Source organism: Virgibacillus sp. NKC19-16 (assembly GCF_021560035.1).
Lineage (GTDB): Bacteria > Bacillota > Bacilli > Bacillales > Amphibacillaceae > Virgibacillus_L > Virgibacillus_L salidurans.
Genome location: NZ_CP074373.1, coordinates 561,595 through 582,678, shown reverse-complemented (window position 1 = coordinate 582,678; position 21,084 = coordinate 561,595). Strand labels below are relative to the sequence as shown.

Genomic DNA, 21,084 nt, shown 5'->3' with positions numbered 1-21,084 from the left:
TTGTCTTCAACAAGTTTTCCCTTCACTTTTAGCCAAAAATGTCCAACTATCAACGATCACTAGCAATTCATTTACTTTTGCAATAGAATACTTTATGATCTTAAAAAAGAACCATGCCTAAAGAGGATTGTTCCCCCTGAACATTCCGTATATTTTATAAAAATTGGAGCGTGTAGCAGTGAAACGATTTATTCTACTATTAATGATTGTGTTTATCGGCTATGTTTCAAAGCCGTTATGGGAAGAGCCAGTTCAACAATTTGTTTCTTCATATGTGATGGATCCCATCCAATCTACAGTCGATTGGGCACAGGATAATCCAGATATCGATGCTGCAATTGACAGTCTAAATCAGCAATTGAATTCTCTGTTTGCGACGATTGATGATCTAACGCCAGAATCAGAATCAAACGATACGGACATTGAAACACCGGAATTAACAGACCCCACAGATCAAATATTTTCGGTTCATAATATTGAAATAGGTGATTCCAGAGCTGAAGTTGAACAGGAAACCGGAGAACCACAGCGGACTTCGGAAAATGAATATGGTGTGGACTGGGAAGCCTATCATGAAAACTATCAAAATTTCATTATGGTTGCTTATGACGAAGAAGATACCGTTCGTGGCCTTTATACCAACCAAGATTTGATTGCCTCTCCAACCGGAATAGAACTCGGAAGCTCAAAAGAATCTGTTGATGAGCATCTCGGTACTCCTGAATCGTCCATGAGGAAAGGTTTGGTCAACTATCAGATTAATGATAATGGAGAATATGATGTATTCCAGATCGACAACAACTATGTCACTATGTTTTATGATAAGCACGAAAATAATACAGTTACTGCCATCCAAGTTATCGATGAAGAACTCGAACAAAACAAAAATGCGTTTTATGCAGAACCTAGCGAGCAGCTGCAAGAAGGCTTAGAATATCAGTTGTTTGATTTAACAAATGCCACAAGAGCAAAACACGATTTGCCTATTCTTACATGGGATGATGAGGTTAGAGAAACTGCTCAGGATCATAGCTTGGACATGGCGGAAAATCAATACTTCGATCATGTAAATTTAGAAGGCCAATCTCCATTTGATCGTATGGAGGAAGACGATATTGGTTTTACGACCGCTGGTGAAAACCTTGCATACGGCCAGTACAGCAGCATTTTTGCTCACGAGGGGCTCATGAATTCCTTGGGACACAGGGAAAACATCCTCCGGGAGAATTATAGAAATTTAGGAGTAGGAGTGGCTTTTAATGACGAATCACAGCCTTATTATACCGAAAAGTTTTATAGTGATTCTTTAGCTCTATAGAACTTGTATAGAATTAAAGTAATTGATTTATAATTGATTCTCAGAAGAAGTAAGAAGTCATCAAGCTGCTTACTTCTTTGACATGCTACTGTAGCGCTGTCGTTGGTCTCATTAATTGTTGAGCGTATACGATAAATGGATAAACCATTAGTATACAGTTGTCGATATTCCAGGAAAAAATCACAAAAACATAACCGGGCTGTTTCCAAAAATACTAGGAAAAGAAATTATGGGACGCTTTTTATCAAATAGAAAGGCCTTGTTGCATCCCAAAAAGAGATTATCTATTTATGTAAAATCACGAAGGAAATCCGCCGGTGTGTAGACGACTAGGAATTCCTGAATTTCCTCCGTGTGAAAATCCTTATCGCCAGTCACAAAGATATCTGGTTTAACATTTAAAGCTGATAATAATATTGGTAAATCTTCTTCGTCTCGAATGTGTGGTACATCAAACAAAGAGATATCCTCGGGAGAATAGGCTAATTCAAAGTCTATGTTTGATAACATGTAATCCCATTCGACTAATTTGTCCGGAAATTTCCTTTTTAGAACACGAGAAACTTCATCTATCGAGTAGCTGGATAAGATAAGAATATGATCTTGTATTAGCACTCTTATTAATCGGCGGCAATGGGATTTCTCTGAAAGTAAAGCCGATATGAGTATATTCGAGTCAATAAACACTCGAATTTTATTTCCTGTTTCGTTCATCCCACATCTCCTTTCGAACCTGTTTCAAGTCCTCCAGCAATTCTTCTTCACTGATCCCTTTTTCTTTGGCTTCCCGGCTAATCGAATCTGCAAATTCATCGAAAACAACTAATGCACCTTTCTTCACAACCATTTTCCCATCGCCTTCCACTTCGAATATAATTTGATCACCTTCCTCCAAATTAAGTGCTTGGCGTACTGTTTTTGGGACTGTAATTTGACCTTTTGAAGTTAGACGAGCTGATTTCGCTTTATACATTTCCATTTCTTTCATCCTTTCATGTATTCCTTACTTCATTATTTCCTTACCTATATCTTAGCATATTCATATTTATTTATCCATCCACTCTGTTAGATAATAATCAGACAACAGAATTCCTCCATGGTAATCAATTTATTCTAGATCTTTTTGGAAACCTTATGAGTTAGAGAGCCGACAATAAATTAGTCTAATGCGCTTTCTCTTGCACAAAAGTGGATGTCCACTTATGCAGACATCCACCTTTTTATTTAAATGATATAAAGATAATGTTTTCAATAAAGGGTATTTTCGGGCTCTATAGCTAGCTCAGCCTCTTATTCACCCAAGCTTATATATTTCACGGGCCAGTGCTTCCAGAATATAAATCACAGGTACTTGTGTCGTAATATTTGCGTTTTCAAACCACTCCTCTGTTACATAATATGGGATGTCTATATCAGATATTTTATAGAAGGAATGGGCTGGGAACCTGAATTTATTCAATCGTTAAATGCTTTGACTTGTCCATACCATATGTATTACTACAAGTCGAAGGAAATGTTGGATAAGACGATTGAAAGTTCCAAGACAGAAGGTACGCGTGCTGAAGTCGTTCAACAATTGGAAAATGATTTGTTTGAGCTTTATAAAGATCCGAATCTCAACATTAAACCACCTCAATTGGAAGAGCGGGGCGGCGCATATTATTCCGATGCAGCGGTTCGTTTGATTACATCTATCTACAACGACAAACGCGACATTCAACCGGTAAACACGATCAATCGTGGTGCAATCCCAAGTATCCCACATGAATCAGCCGTTGAAATCAGTTGTGTGATTACAAAAGATGGTCCAATACCGTTGGCGATGGGAGATCTACCAGTGGCAACAAGAGGACTTGTCCAGCAAATTAAGTCATTCGAACGCATTTCAGCAGAATCAGCTGTGACTGGTGATTATAATAAAGCAGTACTTGCCTTTAACGATTAATCCGCTAACACCAAGTGACGCAACTGCAAAACAAATTGTTGATGAAATGATGGAGGCACATAAAGAGCATCTTCCTCAATTTCAAGAAGACAAAGTTACAATGAATTAATGCTTTAACGTAGTGCTGGCATTTAAAGCAGCACTACGTTACATTCAATTCAAATTTAAAGGTGTAAATCACATGAATAAATTAGTGCTATCTGATATGGATGGAACATTTCTAAATAATAGCGGTGATTTTAACAGGGAACTTTATCAGGATGTAAAAAAAACAATGAAAAAAAGGCGTTGTTTTTGCTCTGTTAAAAATTATCTCCCTTTTTCGAGTCATCTTATATTGTCGCATCTGAAGCAGCCTGGATTGAGAGTGACGTAGCCGATGCGAACGTTCATAAAGGCACGACTGTTGAACAATTACAGCGGATGTTGAACGTAAAACCGGAAAATTGGATAACCAGGCCAACGAGCCCCATCGCCGCACCGCGCTTATGAATCGGATAAATTAATAAAAAGACCGTTTGCATCAGCGGCATCATAATTCCGGCACCCGCTGACTGAATAATTCGGCCAAGTAAAAGAACGCTAAAGTTCGGCGCAATCCCGGCTATCAATGTTCCAAAGGCAAAAATGCTCATTGCAGAAATAAAGAGCTGCCGTGTTGTAAAACGTTCAATCAAGAAGGCTGTAACGGGAATCATCACACCATTGACGAGCATAAAAACAGTAGTTAACCAACTGGGCTGTGCTGTGTTGGCACTAACATGCATTTCTTCCATAATCGGAGGGATTGCTGTAATCATTGTGATTTAAAATTGAAATAAATGCCCCAGCCAATAACAAGGCCACAATTGTCTTTCTGTTATAAGTTTGGGATGTCATTCAAACCTACCTCTTTCTATCTATTAAGACAATTATTTATCATAACTGTTTCTGATCCATATGAACAGTAAGAGGCATCGTTTCATTTATTTAGTGTGCTTAATCATCTTTTGCATATTTACTTTCATTCTCTAACATTTTTCTCACTTCATTACTCTTTATTTATATTTTAGCATTATTCCATCTATTCATCCTTCCTATTAGACCCATGAGAGATTTTTACAATTGTGTACAACGAAAACCACCGAACAGCGCTAATCACTATTCGATGGTTCTAATCTCAATCTATCATTCTAAATAAACAAGCTTAAGAACAGAACAAACACAAGTCCACATACGGAAATAATTGTTTCCAGCACTGTCCACGTTGCAAATGTTTCTTTCATTGTTAAGCCAAAGGATTCTTTAACAATCCAGAATCCAGTATCATTTACGTGAGAAGCAATAATACTTCCTGCACCTGTTGCAAGCACCATTAGTTCAAGGCTAACATCTGAACCCTGCATCATTGGGATTACTAACCCAGCTGTTGTTAGAGCAGCTACAGTTGCAGACCCTTGTGCAATTCTTAGCAAAGCAGCTATCAACCAAGCTAATAGTATTGGAGAAATGGTACTTCCTTCAAAGATCTGCGCAACATAATCTCCTACTCCACCATCAATTAATACTTGTTTTAATGCACCACCTGCACCTAGGATCAGTAACATCATACCGATGGCAGCAACAGAATTTTCCGCTGATTTCATAAGCTGGCTCATTGGTATCTTTCTTGCTACTCCCATGGTATATATAGCAAGTAAAACAGATAGCAGCATAACGGTTGTTGGAGCACCTAGCATTGCAACAATATCAAAGAATACGTTATCCGAAATTCCCATGGAGTCTTTTATTACCGAAATAATTGTAGAAATCCCCATCAAAATTACAGGAAATAAAGATGTGAATAAACTAACCCCAAAACCAGGAGTATCTTCCAATTTAAATTCTTTTGCTTCCCCAATAGAGGCCATACTGCCGGATGGTTCTCTTTCAAATGCAGATGGAACCATTTTTTGTGCAAATCTCGTAAATAATGGCCCTGCTATAATTACTGTTGGAATTCCAATGATAATTCCATATACTAATACCAACCCCACATTGGCACCATATTGCTGAGCAATAACGGTAATACCTGGAGATGGAGGCAAGAACGCATGGGTTACCGATAAAGCAGTAGTCATTGGTAATCCTAACCAGAAAAACTGGACTTTTAGTTGTTTAGCAATTTGATAAGCAATCGGGATTAATAATACGAGCCCAACTTCGAAAAATAGTGCAATCCCTAGAATGAAACCACCAGCAACAACCGCCCACTGAATGCGTTTTTCTCCGAATTTATGAATCAACGTCATGGCAATACGCTGGGCTCCCCCGGCATCGGCGACTAATTTGCCTAAAATAGCACCAAGTCCAAAGACTAATGCAATTCCACCTAACGTATCGCCCAAACCATATTCAATGGAGGCAACAATTTCATTTATCGGCATGCCCAATGCCAATGCAAGGGCAAATGAAACAACAACTAATGAAATGAACGTGTTTACTTTGAATTTCATTATTAAAACTAGTAATAAGACAACGCCGAGCGCGACGATTAGTAATGGCATCTTTCTCTCCCCTTTATATAAAGATATTATTTTTCATATTGATAGCGGTTACTATTGATTTAATATTGTTTTTGTGATTACGATTTTCCTCTAATCTGTAACCCTAACGCTATTAATGCCCTGATCAAAACCTTATTCAAATTCAATAACTGCTTTTCTTACTTTATCCGGGTTTTTCTCAATAAACTCGAATGCTTCTTTCAGGTTGTTAATATGGAACCGATGCGTCACTAGACCATTATGTGTTAATTGTTTTGTGTTTATCAGTTCAACAACTTTTCCAAATTGATTGGTTTGAAGTCTTGATCCAGTTATGGTTAATTCCTTTTTCGTAATATGCATCATGGCAATGGATGATGGCGTTTCGTTAAATCCAAGTGTTACGACATTACCTGCTGGCGATGCAGCTTCAACAGCCAATTCAAATGTTTGAGGAGCTCCTACTGCATCGATGACAACGTTCGCACCCTCATCATTTGTTATTTCATTGATTGTCGTCACAGCATCAACCTCTTTTGGATTGATTGTATAATCAGCGCCATTTTCTTTTGCAAACGCCAGGCGTTCATTTGTAAAATCTGAAATAATGACAGTCGCACTGCGTAATTTAGCCATTTTTAATACAGTTATACCAATTGGACCAGCACCTTGGATAAAGACTGTTTGTCCTTCCTTAACATTACCTCTCCACGTAGCTTGGGCACCAATGGTATAAGGTTCAGCCATTACTGCTTCATCCCACTCAATCTCAGAATCTACTTGATGCACTTGTATTTCTGGGAGAGTAACAAACTCTCTCATTCCTCCATCTTCATGTACACCAAACACGGAAACTTCTTTACATACATTCGGACTGCCATTTTTACATGCATAGCATTTGCCGCAAAAGGTGATAGGCTCAATTACTACATGATCACCAACTGTCACACCAGTTACATCCTTACCTGTTTCCACTATCTCTCCTGTTACTTCATGTCCAACGATTCTAGGATAGGTTGCAAGCGGATTGGTGCCATGATAAATATGCATATCTGACCCACAGATACCAACCCTTTTGATTTTTACTTTTACCTCGTTTTCCTGATTTATAGTTGGTTCTTGGACATCTAATAATTCAATCGTATTTGCTTTTGGAATACAAGCTGCTTTCATCTTATTTATACCCCCTACGTTTTAATAGAATCTGTAATCCCTTTCATTCATAACAAAGAAATTATTCGTAAAAAAAATTATTGGCTCTCATTCCTTGTCTTGTATTATTAAGACTTCTATCGTTGGTACTCCCTGTCCAAAGCGACATTTAATAAACGGATAATATTATCGAAATCGCTTTCTTTAAATGTGAAATGTAACATGTGACATTTCACATATCACACTAAATAGAGTACAATATTTATTAATAGGATGTCAACAGCTTTAAGTAAGATGCATTTTCTTTTTTTATAAAACAATATATAATAATTGGTATTGATAGAGTTATCTGAGCGGGAACAACGTATTAAAATTGATGAAGGGGGATAAAATCATGACGAAAATCGAAACTTCTCTTTTGACTAGTCAGGTATACGATGTACTACGTAGTAAAATAATTGCTGGAGAGCATAGACCTGGTGATAAGTTAGATATTCATAAGTTAGCAGATGGATTTGGTGTAAGCCGCTCTCCTGTAAAAGATGCAATCAATCAACTTGTCTATGATGGATTACTAGAGATCATCCCTCGTAAAGGTACTTACGTAACAGAACTAAATTTTACTGAATTTATTGAGGTGCTTGATGCTCGATTAATGATTGAATTATGGGCTGCCAAGCAAGTGATTCAAACTATTCCAGCAAATAAAGTGGAAAATTGGGGACAAATCATCCAGGAGATGGATTCACTCCTCGAAGCTACTCCCTTTCCTTTTGAGACCTATAATAAGATAGATCGGCAATTTCACATGACTTTAATAGAATGGACAGGAAATAATAAAATAAAAGAACTATTTTCCTCGTTAAACACCCATGTGTCCTTGTCCCGTATCGTCCACTCTACCTCGCTTGAAAGCACAACGAAAAGACATACAGACCACTGGCGTTTATACGAAGCAATGAGGGAACGTGATTTTTCTGCTTTTTCAAATGTAATAACAGAACATATTAACAGCCTAAAGGAAGAAGCTAAATTACGATGGAGTGAACTGTATTTATAGTTTAGGATATAAGCAAAACCGGGCACACCCCGCCCGGTCCTTTTTTCAATGATTAGTTTCGAAGCATGGTACATGGAATAACATCACTAGCTTTTTAAAAAAGAAGAGCATCAAATTGCTTTGCAATTCAATGCTCAACCACATTACAAATTTAAATATCTGTAAGTAATCTAAACCTTATTGTTACAACCTTAAGTCACAACAACAGCTTGCTCCTGCGCCTCCAAGCACAATTCCGCAGCTTTAAAGGCATGCTCCTGCGTCATTGCATTTTCGGTACGATTCATACAATCTTTGATAAATGCTCCGAAGAATGGAAAGCCTACCTCACCTGATAGTGCGTAATGCCTTTCCCCGTCCTTGTTCACTAGATAAAGATGGTCGCCTGATTCCTCGCGCGCCACGTCCACGTATTTACGAATTTCAATCGTTCCTTCTGTTCCAGTAATAAAGGTACGTCCATCACCCCATGTGCTCAATCCATCCGGTGTGAACCAATCTACTTTGAAAATTTGTGTTGCCCCATTATCACCAACTAATGTCGCATCACCATAATCCTCCAGTTCCGGGTGATCGGGATTATTATAATTACCTACTTTACTATGCAGAATTTCCGCATCCTCACAGCCTGCATAATAGAGGAACTGCTCAATTTGATGACTCCCGATATCACATAGAATACCACCATATTGTTCTTTATTAAAGAACCAATCCGGACGACTTGGCGCATTCAGACGATGCGGCCCAAAGCCAGTCACCTGAATAACTTTTCCAATTGCTCCATCTTTGATTAAGTCACCTGCGAATACAGCACCCTCGACATGGAGGCGCTCACTGAAATACACCATATATTTTTGGCCGGTTCGCTCCACGACACGTTTCGTTTCTTCCAGTTGTGCTTTGGTTGTAAAAGGAGTTTTATCCGTGAAATAATCTTTTCCCGCTTCCATCACCTTATTGCCAAGCGCACTTCTTTCTGATGGAATAGCTGCCGCTGCTACTAGCTTGATAGATTCATCATTTAAAATTTGCTCGAGGGAGTCTGCCACTTCAACTCCAGGAAATTGTTCAACAAAATCATTCACCTTTTCCTGGTCCGGATCATATACCCATTTTAATGTGGCACCTGCTTCTACTAATCCATTACACATGCCGTTTATATGGCCATGATCAAGTGCAGCTGCTGCAACCTGAAATTCTCCTTCTTTAACAACCGGATTGGGCTTGCCTTTTGGCGCATAATTCATGCCGTCTTTACTCATATCATCACTCCTTGTAACATTCTAGAACCAGTCCGCATATCCGAGTTTTCTCAAGTTCTCCGCAGATATTTTCAGAGAGTCAAACGGATCCCGTCCGTACGTATCATCCTGCTCGATTAAGAAATACTGAGCGCCGCTTTCAAGGCCAGCGTCAATTACCGCATTCATATCAATATTTCCTTCGCCTATTTCCGCAAATTCAATCAGATCGGTAAATTTACCGAAAAATTTGCCCATATCTTGAAGATCTTCCTCTTGAATATCCAATTCACCAATACGATAATCTTTCAAATGTAATAGGGAGACTCTGTCTTTATAGTTTTTAATAATTTGTACAGGTTCTTCGCCAGCCCTTTGAATCCAATGGACATCTAATTCAAAGCCAAGCTTGGACGTATTATTTTTCATCAGGTCAAGTAAATATTCGCCGTCGTATTTTTGGAATTCGATATGGTGTGTATGGTAATACAATTCGATTCCATGCTCTGCTAAGCGCGCTGCCATTGCTTCCGCTCGCTTGATAAATTCCATTATCTGATCCTTGTTGCCCATAATGTTTAATGGAAGCATCCCAATACGAAGGAAATTGCAATCTAGTGTTTTACAATCATTAACAATCTTATCAAAATCGTCTGTTAGTGTTTCTCCGGGAGCACCAGGTAACATTGGCTCTAAAGGGGAAGACATTGCTGCGATCTTAATATTAAAATCTTCACTCGCCCGTTTTAATTCTGCTACATTGTCTTCTGTCATTGGAATTTGCGAAACTTCCACAGCACCAAAGCCAAGCTTGTTCAATTGTTTCATTGTTTCATAGGCGCCGAGCTCTTCCACTTTCCCTTTCAACATCATCATCTGTACGCCGATTTTGCCTTGTCTCATTGGTATACCTCCATCTTTATTTCTTTTTTAATTTCAGATGACCTACGAATTGCGCTAATCATTTCCATCGATATTTGTGCGTCTTTCGCATGGATATAATCCCGGGTGTCATTTTCGATACAATCATAAAATTGATTAATTAATTTCGAATGGCTTGCCCCATAATAAAATTTCGCGCCAGGCAACTTCGCATCTTCAATAACCTTTTCCTTCTTACCCTCTTCATTCTTCTTCGTTAAGATACTATCTTTAATCGTTAATTTCCCTTTTTCCAAAAGAACCTGAAACTCCACGCTGGAATTTGCCGCATTTGTATTTGTGGCAAAAAATAAACCTGTAGCACCACTTTTGAATTGAATATTGGCCACAGCCGTATCTTCTACTTCATACCCATAATCAAATAAATTATCAACGGTTCCTCTTATCGTTTCAATTTCCCCGCCGACAAGCTGCATTAAATCCAAGGTATGAATGGCCTGATTAATCATGACGCCACCGCCGGAACACCTCATTTGCCCCCGCCATGGTTTCACATCATAATAAGCTTTCGGTCTAAACCAGGTTACCAGGCCTTTCAAGCCAGTAACCTTCCCATACTCTCCGCTTTCAAGTATTTCCATCAGTTTTTCGAAGGTCTCATTGAGGCGGTTTTGAAAAGCAACACCTATTTTCACGTCCGGGTATTTTTCTTCCAATTCTACTAAAGCCATGCCCTCTTCTGCGTTCCTCGCCAATGGCTTTTCCTGAAGGACATGTACACCCTTTTCAACACAAGCTTTTGTCACAGGATAATGTAGGTGATGTGGCAAACAAACATGGACACAATCCAATGCTTCATTCTCCAGCATGTCCTGATAATCGGTGTAAAAAGTTGCTTCAGGTGCAGTGTTTTTTAATGATTCATCACTATCACATACCGCCACTAATCGGGCATCCGGATTATTCTCAATAACAGGAAGATGAATTTTAGATATATCTCCAAGACCTATAACAGCTACGTTCAGCATTAACTCGCCCCCTTTTTCTCGGGTTGATTCTTATTGCTCTCCGGTTAATTCTCCCCCAACCGATCGATTCTATCGCTCTCCACGACGTATTATTTTTTCTCTTCTGCAATCTTCTTATTCAATTCCTCTAAATATAAATCCTCATCTACTGGGAGATCGACTTCTTTGCCTAACCAGCTTGATAGATGAATAGCGTTCGCCAATGCAACACCATTAATACCATCACTACCAGGAGCAAGTAGTGGCGTTCCATCTAAAACATTTGCTGCGAAGTTTTCCATAACAGCTGTGTGCTGTGCGCCCCATACACTTTCAAACTCCAGTACTTCTTCCTCATAAATATCGCCTGTGTCACCACCCATGAAAATGCTCGCTACATCCTGCATACTCATCGTTGCACTCATTTCGGATTCCGGTGTTTTAAGCCGTTTAATAGTTACAGTCTTACTATCATCAACAACAATTTTCCCTTTATCTCCATGGATTTCGAATCGGTCTGTACCCATCACATCGTGTGTGGCGGTAATAAATACGCCTGTTGCGCCATTGCCATAATCAAGCATTGCGGTTACTTCATCTTCTACAGCAATATCTCTTTGATAACCATATTTCACATTGGAATATACTTTCTTCGGCATGCCGGCAATCCATTGAAGCAGGTCAAGCTGATGTGGCGCCTGATTCACAAGTACACCGCCGCCTTCACCTTCCCATGTTGCTCTCCATGCGCTTTGATCATAATAGCCTTGTGGTCTCCACCACGAGGTAATAATCCAGTTTGTCCGGCGGATAGCCCCAATTTCCCCATTATCAATAACTTCTTTCACTTTTTGATAGAGTTCATTTGTTCGTTGGTTGAACATAATGCCGAACGTTACTTCCGGCTTTGTTACCGCAAATTCATTTAATTCTTTGACCTGTTTTGTATAAACACCAGCTGGCTTTTCAACTAACGCATGGATATCTCTCTTTAATGATTCAATACCCATTTCCGGATGCAGATAGTGCGGTACACAAGTAACCACTGCATCTATGTTGCCACTTTCCAGCATATCGATATAGTTATCGTAAAATGGAACATCCGGATACTTTTCTTCGGCTGCTGCTTTTTTCTCTGGATCAATGTCGCAAATAGCAGCGACCTCCATGTTTGGTACTCTTCCTTCCATGATAAACCCTGCGTATGCGCCACCTTGTGCACCAAAACCTATAATACCTAATCGTACTTTTTGCATATTCAACTCTCCCTTGTATATTTTTTGACGATTTCGAATCCGTTTTCATTTGTTTATGAATTAATTTGCGATGTAAGTGTTTGCATTTCTATTATAAGAAAATAACCTGTTATAAAATAGGATTTTAATTGCAAAAATAGGACTAATAATGCAAGGTCTGCCCTCGCTTTATTAATCCCATTTCTACAAATCTATGTATCTTTCTTTTCATGAATAATTTCTCTCCACTTCAAATCTCCGCGCTCCAATGCATGAATTAAAACCTCCGCAGACCCCATATTCGTTGCCAAAGGTATGTTATACACATCACAAAGCCGCATTAACGCAGAAATATCCGGTTCATGCGGTTGTGCAGTCAACGGATCACGAAAGAAGATAATCATGTCCATTTGATTCTCCGCTACCATGGAACCGATTTGCTGGTCCCCGCCGAGCGGCCCTGATTGAAACCGATGAAGTGATAATCCTGTATTTTCTGCAATTCTCAGTCCAGTTGTACCTGTCGCATAGAGTTCATGTTTTTTCAGGCTGTATTTATAGGCCCCGGCAAACTGAACAATGTCATCTTTCTTTTTATCATGCGCGATCAAAGCAATTTTCACTTTTTTCTCCCTCTTTTCGTAAAAATTATTCACCTATCATAACGCGAAGCACATTTGGATGATCTTTAAATGTCTTTGTCCCGGCCCCATAGCCTATTCGATTTACTTTCATGGATGGCGTATTGGAAAATTCCTCTGCAAGAACTGCTATAATAGCCGCTCCTGTTGGTGTCGTCAGCTCGGCTTTCAAATCACTGTGCGCTAATGGTACACCTTGTAAAATTTCGAGCGTCGCTGGTGCGGGAACTGGATAAACACCATGGTCAATATGAATTTTCCCGGAGCCTACTGGAATTGGGGACGCCTTGAATGTTTCTATTTCGAGATCGTGAATTAATATTGCCGCTCCAACGATATCAATAATGGAGTCAACTGCTCCAACCTCATGAAAATGGACATCCTCAAGCGGCATCCCATGAATTTTTCCTTCCGCTTCTCCTATCTTCTTGAAAATTTTCAATGCTGTATCCTTTACCCGCTCCGGGAAATCTGCTGCTTCAATGAGCTGTACGATGTCGCGGTAGGAACGATGATCATGGTGATGATGATCATGCGAATGGTTATGCTCATGACTGTGGTCATGATGGTGTTCGTGGTTGTGCTTATGACCGTGATCATGATGATGCTCATGACTATGCTCGTGCCCGTAGTCATGATGAGAAGGCTCCTCATTCAACAATACCACATCAAATTTCGTGCTGGTGATGCCGTTTTTCACAACTATTTTCTGTTTCAGTTCATACTCGTCATCTATTTGAAGCTTCTTTAATTCACTCTCCAATACAGTCATATCTGCTCCTGCATCAATCAGAGAACCAATGACCATATCGCCGCTGATCCCAGAAAAGCAATCAAAATAAAGAATTTTCATTTCAAAATCCCCTTTTTCTGTTATAATGTATATACCAATAAAATATTGCATTTATTTTATACCTATGTTATTTTGCAAACCCTTTCACTACATGTTATACACAAGGTTACGTAGGCTATTTCTTAACTTAATTTATTTAATTTGTCCACCAAACAAATTAAGGTTATAATTAATGTAAGAATATCACTGTTGTACATTAGCGTCAATAAATCTACTGCGTACGCAAACGAAATGACAACGGTTACCTAAAGTCACAAATGCACGATGGAAATTAAGGGGGATACAAATGGTTACAGGCGATGGGGCTTATATAAAAAAAATCAACAGAAGTGTTATTTTACAACGGATTATTGAACATGGGATGATTTCACGGGCAGATTTATCTAAGCTAACCGGCTTAAATAAGGCAACAATCTCTGTTCAGGTTGCTAATTTATTAGAAGAAGAATTAATTTATGAAACACAGCAGGAGCATAATGCGATCGGCAGAAGACCAATTATGCTATCCATTAATCGAAAAGCTGGATATGTGCTTGGCATCGATCTTGATTATACAAAAATACAATATACGGTATCCGATTTACTAGGCTATCCTGTCCACAGTGAAATAGCTATCCCGAAGACGGAAGACTATCACCAAATTGTTCAAACCCTGGCCAAGCAAATCAACATATATAACAAGAAATGTACCGACAGCCGCTATGGATTGGTTGGTGTCATGATCGGGATTCATGGAACAGTGAATATTGATGAGCATATTAATTTTGTCCCGAAATTTCAATGGCATAATAAAAACATCAAAGCCGATCTGGAAAAGGAAGTAAATATAAACATTTCAATTGAAAACAGTGCTAACCTATCAGCATATGCGGAGAGAGTATATAAACATCATCAAAGCGATAATTTGCTTGCGATCAATTTATCCTCAGGTATTGGTGCCGGGATGATGCTAGATGGCGTGCTTCACAAGGGTTACCATGGGTATGCGGGTGAAATGGGACATATGATTATTTCACCAGGTGGCAAGGCTTGTAGATGCGGCAATCACGGTTGTTGGGAAATGTATAATTCAGAGCCCAGTCTATTTGCGCAATTAGCTGAAAGACTTAATAGGCCGACAATCACACATAAAGATATGAAAAAATTAATCGCAAATCAGGATCCAGCCACCTTTGAACAGATGGATGATTATATCGCCTATCTCTCCATCGGGCTGAATAATACGATCAATTTGTACAATCCGGAAACAATTGTCCTGAATTGTGAAGTCCTGCAAATATTTCCAAATGTCATAAATGAAATTAAAAACAATCTTACCTCAAACATGAGTCAGTACCGTGAAATCACGCTATCTGAGCTTGGAAGTAAAGCATGTGTAATGGGAGCAAGTGCATTAGCGATTCAGCGATTCCTGGAAGTTCCCGAGCTATTTTTAAATATAGCAGAAAATCATATCCCGTCAGATAGGAAGATGGGGCAATCAGTGCAATAGGTTTTAGCCTGTAGAAGGACAGGAGTTCTACTATTCGAGCGGGGGACGGGCTGTCGCTCGAGTTCATCAACTTGGTGCTCGACCGGGAAAAGTTCGCGATCACTCGAGCGAGAAGAGGGCTCACTCGTGCAACAGATACTCCTACTCGAGCGGGGACTGGGTTCATTCGAGCGACAACTACTCCTGCCCGAGCGAGGACTGCGCTCTCGCTTGAGTTGATACTCTTCTCGCTCGAGTTGAGCTACCTCTCGCTCGACCTGAGACACTCCCCGCTCGAGCTCGGCCCCGCTTGTCTTTACGTATTCGGATAGCAGTATGGCCCCATCCGAATCATAAAAGAACTCCCCAATCAATGTAGATTGGGGAGTTCTTTTATCCTTAAACCCAGTTTGTATGAAAGACGCCTTCTTTATCCTTACGCTGATACGTATGTGCACCAAAGTAATCGCGCTGTGCCTGCAATAGATTAGCTGGCAAATCTTCCGAGCGATAGCTGTCATAATATGCGATTGCACTAGAGAATGATGGTACAGCAATCCCATGTTTCACCGCTACGGAAACAACTTCACGCAATGCAGACTGATAACCTTCCACAATTTCCTTGAAATAAGGATCCAGCAATAGGTTCGTTAAGCTTGGTTCACGGTCATATGCTTCTTTGATTTTTTGCAGGAAGTTGGCACGAATAATGCAGCCTCCACGCCAAATCATTGCAATATCCCCATAACGCAGATTCCAGTCATTCTCTTCCGATTGTGCACGCATTTGAGCAAATCCTTGCGCATAAGACACAATTTTACTCATGTACAGTGCTTTCCGTACCGCTTCAATTAATTCATTTTTATTACCTTCAAATGTTGAAACTACCGGGCCGCTTAATACCTTGCTTGCTTTTACACGCTCTTCTTTCATCGCAGAAATAAAACGGGCAAATACAGATTCTGTAATCAAAGGAAGTGGTACGCCTAAATCCAAGGCATTCTTGCTCGTCCATTTTCCGGTGCCCTTTTGACCTGCTGTATCTAAAATCACATCAACAAGCGGCTTGCCTGTTTCGTCATCTGTTTTTGTAAAGATGTCTGCCGTGATTTCAATCAGGTAGCTATCCAATTCACCTTTATTCCACTCGGAAAATACCTCGTGAAGTTCTTGTGTATCAAGGCCAAGCACATGTTTTAGAATGTAATACGCTTCAGAGATTAATTGCATATCGCCATATTCAATTCCATTATGAACCATTTTCACGAAATGGCCGGCACCATCAGGACCGATGTAAGTTGTACAAGGATCGCCATCCACTTTTGCTGAAATAGCTTCGAAAATAGGTGCTACAAGATCATAAGCTTGCTTTTGACCACCAGGCATAATCGAGGGACCATTCAGAGCGCCCTCTTCCCCACCGGACACCCCGGTTCCAATGAAATGGATGCCTGTTTTTTCAAGTTCTTTATTACGGCGAATGGTGTCCTCAAATAATGTGTTTCCACCATCAATCAGAACATCACCTTTTGCCAAGTATGGTTGCAGTGACTCGATGGTTGCATCTGTTGCAGGACCTGCTTTAACCATTAATAAAATTTTGCGTGGCTTTTCCAATGAATTAACGAATTCTTCAATACTGGTAGCTCCTACAAAATTTTTACCTTTTGCCTCGCCCTCCAAAAAAGCTTCTGTTTTTTCGGGAGAACGATTAAATACAGAAACGGAATAGCCTCTACTCTCAATATTGAGAGCCAGATTTTTTCCCATAACCGCTAAACCAATAACGCCAATTTGTTGTGCCATATTCATTACCTTCCTTACCTATAGTTTCAGTTCTTAGATGGAAAAATACCGCTTCGCATTTTCGTAGCAAATTCCGCGAACGTATTTCTCAAGTAGTGCCATATCTTTTGGTACTTTCCCTTCTTCTACCCAGGACCCCAGCAAATTACACAGGATTCTTCTAAAGTATTCATGACGGGAGAATGACAGGAAACTTCTCGAATCAGTAAGCATTCCAATGAAATTACTGATTAGTCCGATGTTTGCCAATGTCTTCATTTGGTTCTCCATGCCATCAATTGTATCATTAAACCACCATGCAGTTCCAAACTGAACCTTTCCAGGGATTTCAGCGTTCTGATAATTACCTGCCATTGCCCCGAGCACATCATAATGATTCGCATTTAAGCTATACAAAATTGTTTTTGGTAGTTTATCTCTTTCTTCTAGTGCATCCAGTAACGCTGCCAGCTTTTCAGCAATTTGCGGATCGTTAATGGAGTCAAAACCACTGTCAGGTCCAAGTTTTTTAAACATTTTCGTATTATTATTTCTGAGTGGGCTGATGTGAAGTTGCATAGCCCAGCCTTTATCTGCGTATAATTCTCCGAGCGAGAGCAATGTATATGTTTTAAATTGATCCACTTCTTTTGCAGAAAGCTCTTCCCCTTTTAAGCGTTTTGCAAAAACAGAGGCAACTTCATCTTTTGATGCTTTTTCATAATATAACACATTGATCCCGTGATCCGAGCTTCTGCAGCCATGCTCATCAAAATAATCTACGCGTTTGGCTAATGCATCAAGGAAAGCATCATAGGTTTCAATCGTAGCGCTCGTGACCTGACCTAACTTTTCCACCCATGGCAGGAAGTCATCTTTTTCAATGCCCAATCCCTTATCCGGACGGAAAGATGGTGACACTTTAGGAGAAAAGCCTTCCTTCGCTAATTGAATATGGTTTGCGAGGTCATCTGTTGGATCATCTGTTGTTCCGACAAATTCCACATTGTCTTTTTTAAGCATAGACCTTACTGACAGCTCCGGTGCACGAAGCTTTCGATTTGCTTCCTCCCAAATGGCCGGTGCTGATTCTTCATTGAGCACTTCATCTATATCAAAATAACGTAATAATTCCAGATGCGTCCAGTGGTACAACGGATTACCGAATGTATTTGGCACTGTTTTAGCCCATGCTAGAAATTTCTCGTAATCACTCTTGTCTCCGGTAACATAAGCTTCATCCGCACCATTCGCCCGCATCGCTCTCCATTTATAATGATCACCGGCAAGCCAAATTTCAGACAAGTTATTGTAATTTTTATCCTGCAGAATTTCATCATGGTTCAGGTGATTATGGTAATCTATGATCGGTAAATGTTTTGCTGTATTATGATAGAGGTCTTTTGCTGTTTCATTATATAATAGGAAATCATCGGTAATAAATGTTTTCAATTTCATCAACCTTTCTTCATTTTTGTGTGTAGTAGTCTTTGATTTTCCGGTTAAAACTATTTCATTTATGTCTCCTCCTCTTATGTTTTAATTTGTTTACTAAACAAACTATCGATCTCATATACTATTATCATATATGTAAACGTTTTATTTTTCAAGTGGAAAAGTTCATTTTTTAGGAAAACCGTTATCTCAAGGTGGCTTGACCTTATTATAACGCAAAATTTTCTGGAATTCCATGCCCCTTTTTACGATTTCATTTCGATAGTAATTATGAGAAGCTCTCAGGATAAAAAGCTCGAAGTCACCCGCAATGAAGTGATAAAATAGATATCAGTAATGTTCTAGAAGAGAGGATCTAACAACATGAAAGGCATTAAAAAAATACTCTTTCCATGGATGATTATTATTTTATTTTTAATCATTATATTCGTTTTCTATAATCGCATGGAAGATAACTATATAGATATGGGTGAAGATGCAGACCTTCCAACTGAACTGCATCCAATTGTTGAGGAAAAGAAAAATGAGCTGCTGGATCAAGCAGCAGCTATAGATATTGATGTTGTTATTACGGATGAAACGCGTTCTATTGAAAGACAAAATGAATTATATGAGCAAGGAAGATCGACAAGTGGAAACATTGTTACAAATGCAAGAGGTGGCGAATCGTATCATAATTATGGACTGGCCATAGATTATGCACTTGTTGATGATAATGGTGATATTATTTGGGATATTCATTATGACGGAAATGATAACGGGGATGCAGACTGGTTTGAAGTCGCTGGTCTTGCTAAGGAATTAGGATTTGAATGGGGCGGCGACTGGGAGAATTTCAGAGATTACCCACACCTGCAAATGGATTTCGGATTAAGCATTAACCAACTCCAAAGAGGCATGCGGCCAACTCCTGATGGGACTCGAGATGAAGCAGACAAGTAGACGAATTACTACAATTGGTTTATACTAATTTTATATTGAATTCAGGATAATCTTATAGTTACCTGCTAAGGAGGAGTTTTCTATGGAGCTAAAAGGGATTCACCATGTATCGGCTCTTACGGCAAATGCAAAAAATAATTATCACTTTTATACAGAACTATTAGGAATGCGTCTCGTCAAGAAAACAGTTAATCAGGATGACACATCTGTTTATCACCTGTTTTACGCAGACGAAGTTGGAAATCCCGGGACTGACTTAACTTTTTTCGAAATTCCGCATGCAGGAACAACCTATCAAGGAATTAGCAGTATTTCCGGTACTTCCTTACGTGTACCAAATGATGCTGCATTAGACTACTTTGAAAATCATTTCAATGAATATGACATTGATCATGACGGGATCTCAAATCAAGGCGAGAGAAAAGTCATTCATTTCCGTGACCCTGAACGACAGCGTTTAACTTTGATTTCTGATGAAACAAACGCAGGCGTAGCAGGTGGGAAGGTCTGGGAGCATAGCAGCGTTCCAGTGGAAAAAGGAATTATTGGACTCGGACCGAGTAAATTAACCGTACAAGATCCTGGACCAACGATCAACGTGTTGACAGAACTTCTTACATTTAAACAAGTTGGCAGCTACCCATCTCAAATTGGCGGCCAAGAAGATATTCTCGTTTTTTCTACCGGTGAAGGTGGTACTGGTGCAGAGATCCATCTTGAGGTGCGTAATGATTTGCCGCGTGAAAGACCTGGGCGTGGAAGTGTTCACCATGTTGCATTTCGTGTAGCTAATGAAGAAGAATTGACTCTTTGGAGGGACCGTCTGCAGGAATTCAGGCTACCTAATTCCGGCTTAGTGGAGCGGTTTTATTTCAAATCTCTTTATTTCCGTGAGCCTAATGGAATTCTATTTGAATTAGCAACAGATGGCCCAGGTTTTGCTACAGATGAGGATGTTGAATACCTTGGAGAATCACTGGCCTTACCGCCTTATTTTGAGGATCAGCGCGAGGAAATCGAGGGTAAGTTAAAACCTTTGGAAACGGAGAGAGAGCATTAGGGCTGCTAACGGAATATCTAAAAGTGTGGTGCCTTTGCTAGCAAAAAGGAAAATAGCCTAGGAGATTGAACTAGGCTATTTTATATTCTCCCGCTTCATATCATTTCTCGCATTTCATCCGAAGTAAAGTAATTCTCTTCTATATCTTTTTTAGCCTGTAACAAACTTTCTTTTAACGCTGTGTCATCTTCAACATCTTCCTCTACCTTTGTTTCAATTTCGTTTTCATCTAAAAACGTTGCACCTTGAACATCAACTTTTTTCATACGAATCGCCTCCTCCTTTATTTTAGACTGTTTTCTAAAAGATTATTGCTTTGGACACATAAGATATAGAATGCGAAACAGTGACAATTCTTTTGCAAACACAGGCTAATTCTTGACCTACTATGAACCATTCCTTTGAGGCACAGCCTTACACCCACCGTGTATTGACGGGCATAATCTTTTACGCCATGCATCACGCTTATTATTCGGCACCGTGAATCCATAAATTCGCTAAGGACAGCATCGGTGCAAAGTGGATATTATCCT

18 protein-coding genes and 3 pseudogenes are annotated in these 21,084 nt (G+C 39.6%); 6 read left to right on the top strand and 15 right to left on the bottom strand.

The window, feature by feature from the left end:
• Positions 1 to 178 precede the first annotated feature (178 nt).
• Positions 179 to 1,318 (top strand): CAP domain-containing protein, encoded by a 1,140-nt coding sequence (locus KFZ58_RS03165; RefSeq protein ID WP_235793410.1) that lies wholly within the window; start codon positions 179 to 181, stop codon positions 1,316 to 1,318.
• A gap of 288 nt (positions 1,319 to 1,606) precedes the next feature.
• On the opposite strand, the gene KFZ58_RS03160 is transcribed toward KFZ58_RS03165, so the two are convergent.
• The 3 genes and pseudogenes from KFZ58_RS03160 to KFZ58_RS03150 form a co-directional block, all read right to left on the bottom strand.
• Positions 1,607 to 2,032: a putative toxin-antitoxin system toxin component, PIN family gene (locus tag KFZ58_RS03160; protein ID WP_235793409.1), complete on the bottom strand. Its 426-nt coding sequence runs from the start codon at positions 2,030 to 2,032 to the stop codon at positions 1,607 to 1,609.
• The gene (locus KFZ58_RS03155; RefSeq protein ID WP_235793408.1) at positions 2,013 to 2,297 is read right to left on the bottom strand and encodes an AbrB/MazE/SpoVT family DNA-binding domain-containing protein; all 285 of its coding nucleotides are present in this window, start codon (positions 2,295 to 2,297) and stop codon (positions 2,013 to 2,015) included. Before KFZ58_RS03155 ends, KFZ58_RS03160 begins: the two co-directional genes overlap by 20 nt.
• Before the next feature lie 315 nt (positions 2,298 to 2,612).
• Positions 2,613 to 2,741, bottom strand: a pseudogene (locus tag KFZ58_RS03150) (RpiR family transcriptional regulator); the annotation flags it as partial.
• Between KFZ58_RS03150 and KFZ58_RS03145 the strand changes: the two are divergent.
• Positions 2,742 to 3,372 (top strand): annotated as a pseudogene (locus tag KFZ58_RS03145) (family 4 glycosyl hydrolase); the annotation flags it as partial. It abuts the pseudogene before it with no gap.
• A gap of 331 nt (positions 3,373 to 3,703) precedes the next feature.
• Here the strand turns inward: KFZ58_RS03145 and KFZ58_RS03140 are convergent.
• From KFZ58_RS03140 to KFZ58_RS03130, 3 genes and pseudogenes are all read right to left on the bottom strand, one after another.
• Positions 3,704 to 4,142, bottom strand: a pseudogene (locus KFZ58_RS03140) (MFS transporter); the annotation flags it as partial.
• 293 nt (positions 4,143 to 4,435) lie between these two features.
• Positions 4,436 to 5,788, bottom strand: a complete 1,353-nt coding sequence (locus tag KFZ58_RS03135) for a gluconate:H+ symporter (RefSeq protein WP_235793407.1) — start codon at positions 5,786 to 5,788, stop codon at positions 4,436 to 4,438.
• Positions 5,789 to 5,920: 132 nt separating this feature from the next.
• Positions 5,921 to 6,940, bottom strand: a complete 1,020-nt coding sequence (locus tag KFZ58_RS03130) for a zinc-binding alcohol dehydrogenase family protein (protein WP_235793406.1) — start codon at positions 6,938 to 6,940, stop codon at positions 5,921 to 5,923.
• 373 nt (positions 6,941 to 7,313) lie between these two features.
• On the opposite strand from KFZ58_RS03130, the gene KFZ58_RS03125 reads away from it, so the two are divergent.
• Entirely contained in the window at positions 7,314 to 7,979 is a 666-nt protein-coding gene (locus KFZ58_RS03125; protein WP_235793405.1) for a GntR family transcriptional regulator, read from the top strand.
• A gap of 191 nt (positions 7,980 to 8,170) precedes the next feature.
• Here the strand turns inward: KFZ58_RS03125 and KFZ58_RS03120 are convergent, their stop codons facing one another.
• The 6 genes from KFZ58_RS03120 to larC all read right to left on the bottom strand — a co-directional run bounded on the left by KFZ58_RS03120 (position 8,171) and on the right by larC (position 13,838).
• Entirely contained in the window at positions 8,171 to 9,241 is a 1,071-nt protein-coding gene (locus KFZ58_RS03120) for a Gfo/Idh/MocA family protein (RefSeq protein WP_235793404.1), read from the bottom strand.
• Positions 9,242 to 9,262: 21 nt separating this feature from the next.
• Positions 9,263 to 10,123, bottom strand: a complete 861-nt coding sequence (locus KFZ58_RS03115) for a sugar phosphate isomerase/epimerase family protein (RefSeq protein ID WP_235793403.1) — start codon at positions 10,121 to 10,123, stop codon at positions 9,263 to 9,265.
• Positions 10,120 to 11,130, bottom strand: coding sequence for a Gfo/Idh/MocA family protein (locus KFZ58_RS03110; protein ID WP_235793402.1), 1,011 nt, complete (start codon positions 11,128 to 11,130; stop codon positions 10,120 to 10,122). Before KFZ58_RS03110 ends, KFZ58_RS03115 begins: the two co-directional genes overlap by 4 nt.
• An 89-nt stretch (positions 11,131 to 11,219) precedes the next feature.
• Positions 11,220 to 12,365, bottom strand: coding sequence for a Gfo/Idh/MocA family protein (locus KFZ58_RS03105; RefSeq protein WP_235793401.1), 1,146 nt, complete (start codon positions 12,363 to 12,365; stop codon positions 11,220 to 11,222).
• A gap of 191 nt (positions 12,366 to 12,556) precedes the next feature.
• Positions 12,557 to 12,967, bottom strand: a complete 411-nt coding sequence (gene mgsA, locus KFZ58_RS03100; RefSeq protein WP_235793400.1) for a methylglyoxal synthase — start codon at positions 12,965 to 12,967, stop codon at positions 12,557 to 12,559.
• 25 nt (positions 12,968 to 12,992) lie between these two features.
• On the bottom strand, positions 12,993 to 13,838 hold the full coding sequence (gene larC, locus KFZ58_RS03095; RefSeq protein WP_235793399.1) for a nickel pincer cofactor biosynthesis protein LarC: 846 nt from the start codon (positions 13,836 to 13,838) through the stop codon (positions 12,993 to 12,995).
• Positions 13,839 to 14,124: 286 nt separating this feature from the next.
• Here larC and KFZ58_RS03090 point away from each other — a divergent pair, with 286 nt between their 5' ends.
• Positions 14,125 to 15,330 (top strand): ROK family transcriptional regulator, encoded by a 1,206-nt coding sequence (locus KFZ58_RS03090; RefSeq protein ID WP_235793398.1) that lies wholly within the window; start codon positions 14,125 to 14,127, stop codon positions 15,328 to 15,330.
• 378 nt (positions 15,331 to 15,708) lie between these two features.
• On the opposite strand, the gene gnd is transcribed toward KFZ58_RS03090, so the two are convergent.
• Entirely contained in the window at positions 15,709 to 17,115 is a 1,407-nt protein-coding gene (gnd, locus tag KFZ58_RS03085) for an NADP-dependent phosphogluconate dehydrogenase (RefSeq protein ID WP_235793397.1), read from the bottom strand.
• A 33-nt stretch (positions 17,116 to 17,148) separates the two neighbouring features.
• Positions 17,149 to 18,546, bottom strand: coding sequence for a glucuronate isomerase (gene uxaC, locus KFZ58_RS03080; protein ID WP_235794645.1), 1,398 nt, complete (start codon positions 18,544 to 18,546; stop codon positions 17,149 to 17,151).
• Between the two features lie 366 nt (positions 18,547 to 18,912).
• Here uxaC and KFZ58_RS03075 point away from each other — a divergent pair, with 366 nt between their 5' ends.
• Positions 18,913 to 19,491 carry a M15 family metallopeptidase gene (locus KFZ58_RS03075; protein WP_235793396.1) on the top strand — a complete coding sequence of 193 codons (579 nt, stop codon included), beginning with the start codon at positions 18,913 to 18,915 and terminating at the stop codon, positions 19,489 to 19,491.
• A gap of 82 nt (positions 19,492 to 19,573) precedes the next feature.
• Positions 19,574 to 20,551 (top strand): ring-cleaving dioxygenase, encoded by a 978-nt coding sequence (locus tag KFZ58_RS03070; protein ID WP_235793395.1) that lies wholly within the window; start codon positions 19,574 to 19,576, stop codon positions 20,549 to 20,551.
• Positions 20,552 to 20,646: 95 nt separating this feature from the next.
• Here KFZ58_RS03070 and KFZ58_RS03065 read toward each other — a convergent pair whose 3' ends face one another.
• On the bottom strand, positions 20,647 to 20,817 hold the full coding sequence (locus KFZ58_RS03065) for a hypothetical protein (protein ID WP_235793394.1): 171 nt from the start codon (positions 20,815 to 20,817) through the stop codon (positions 20,647 to 20,649).
• Positions 20,818 to 21,084 lie beyond the last annotated feature (267 nt).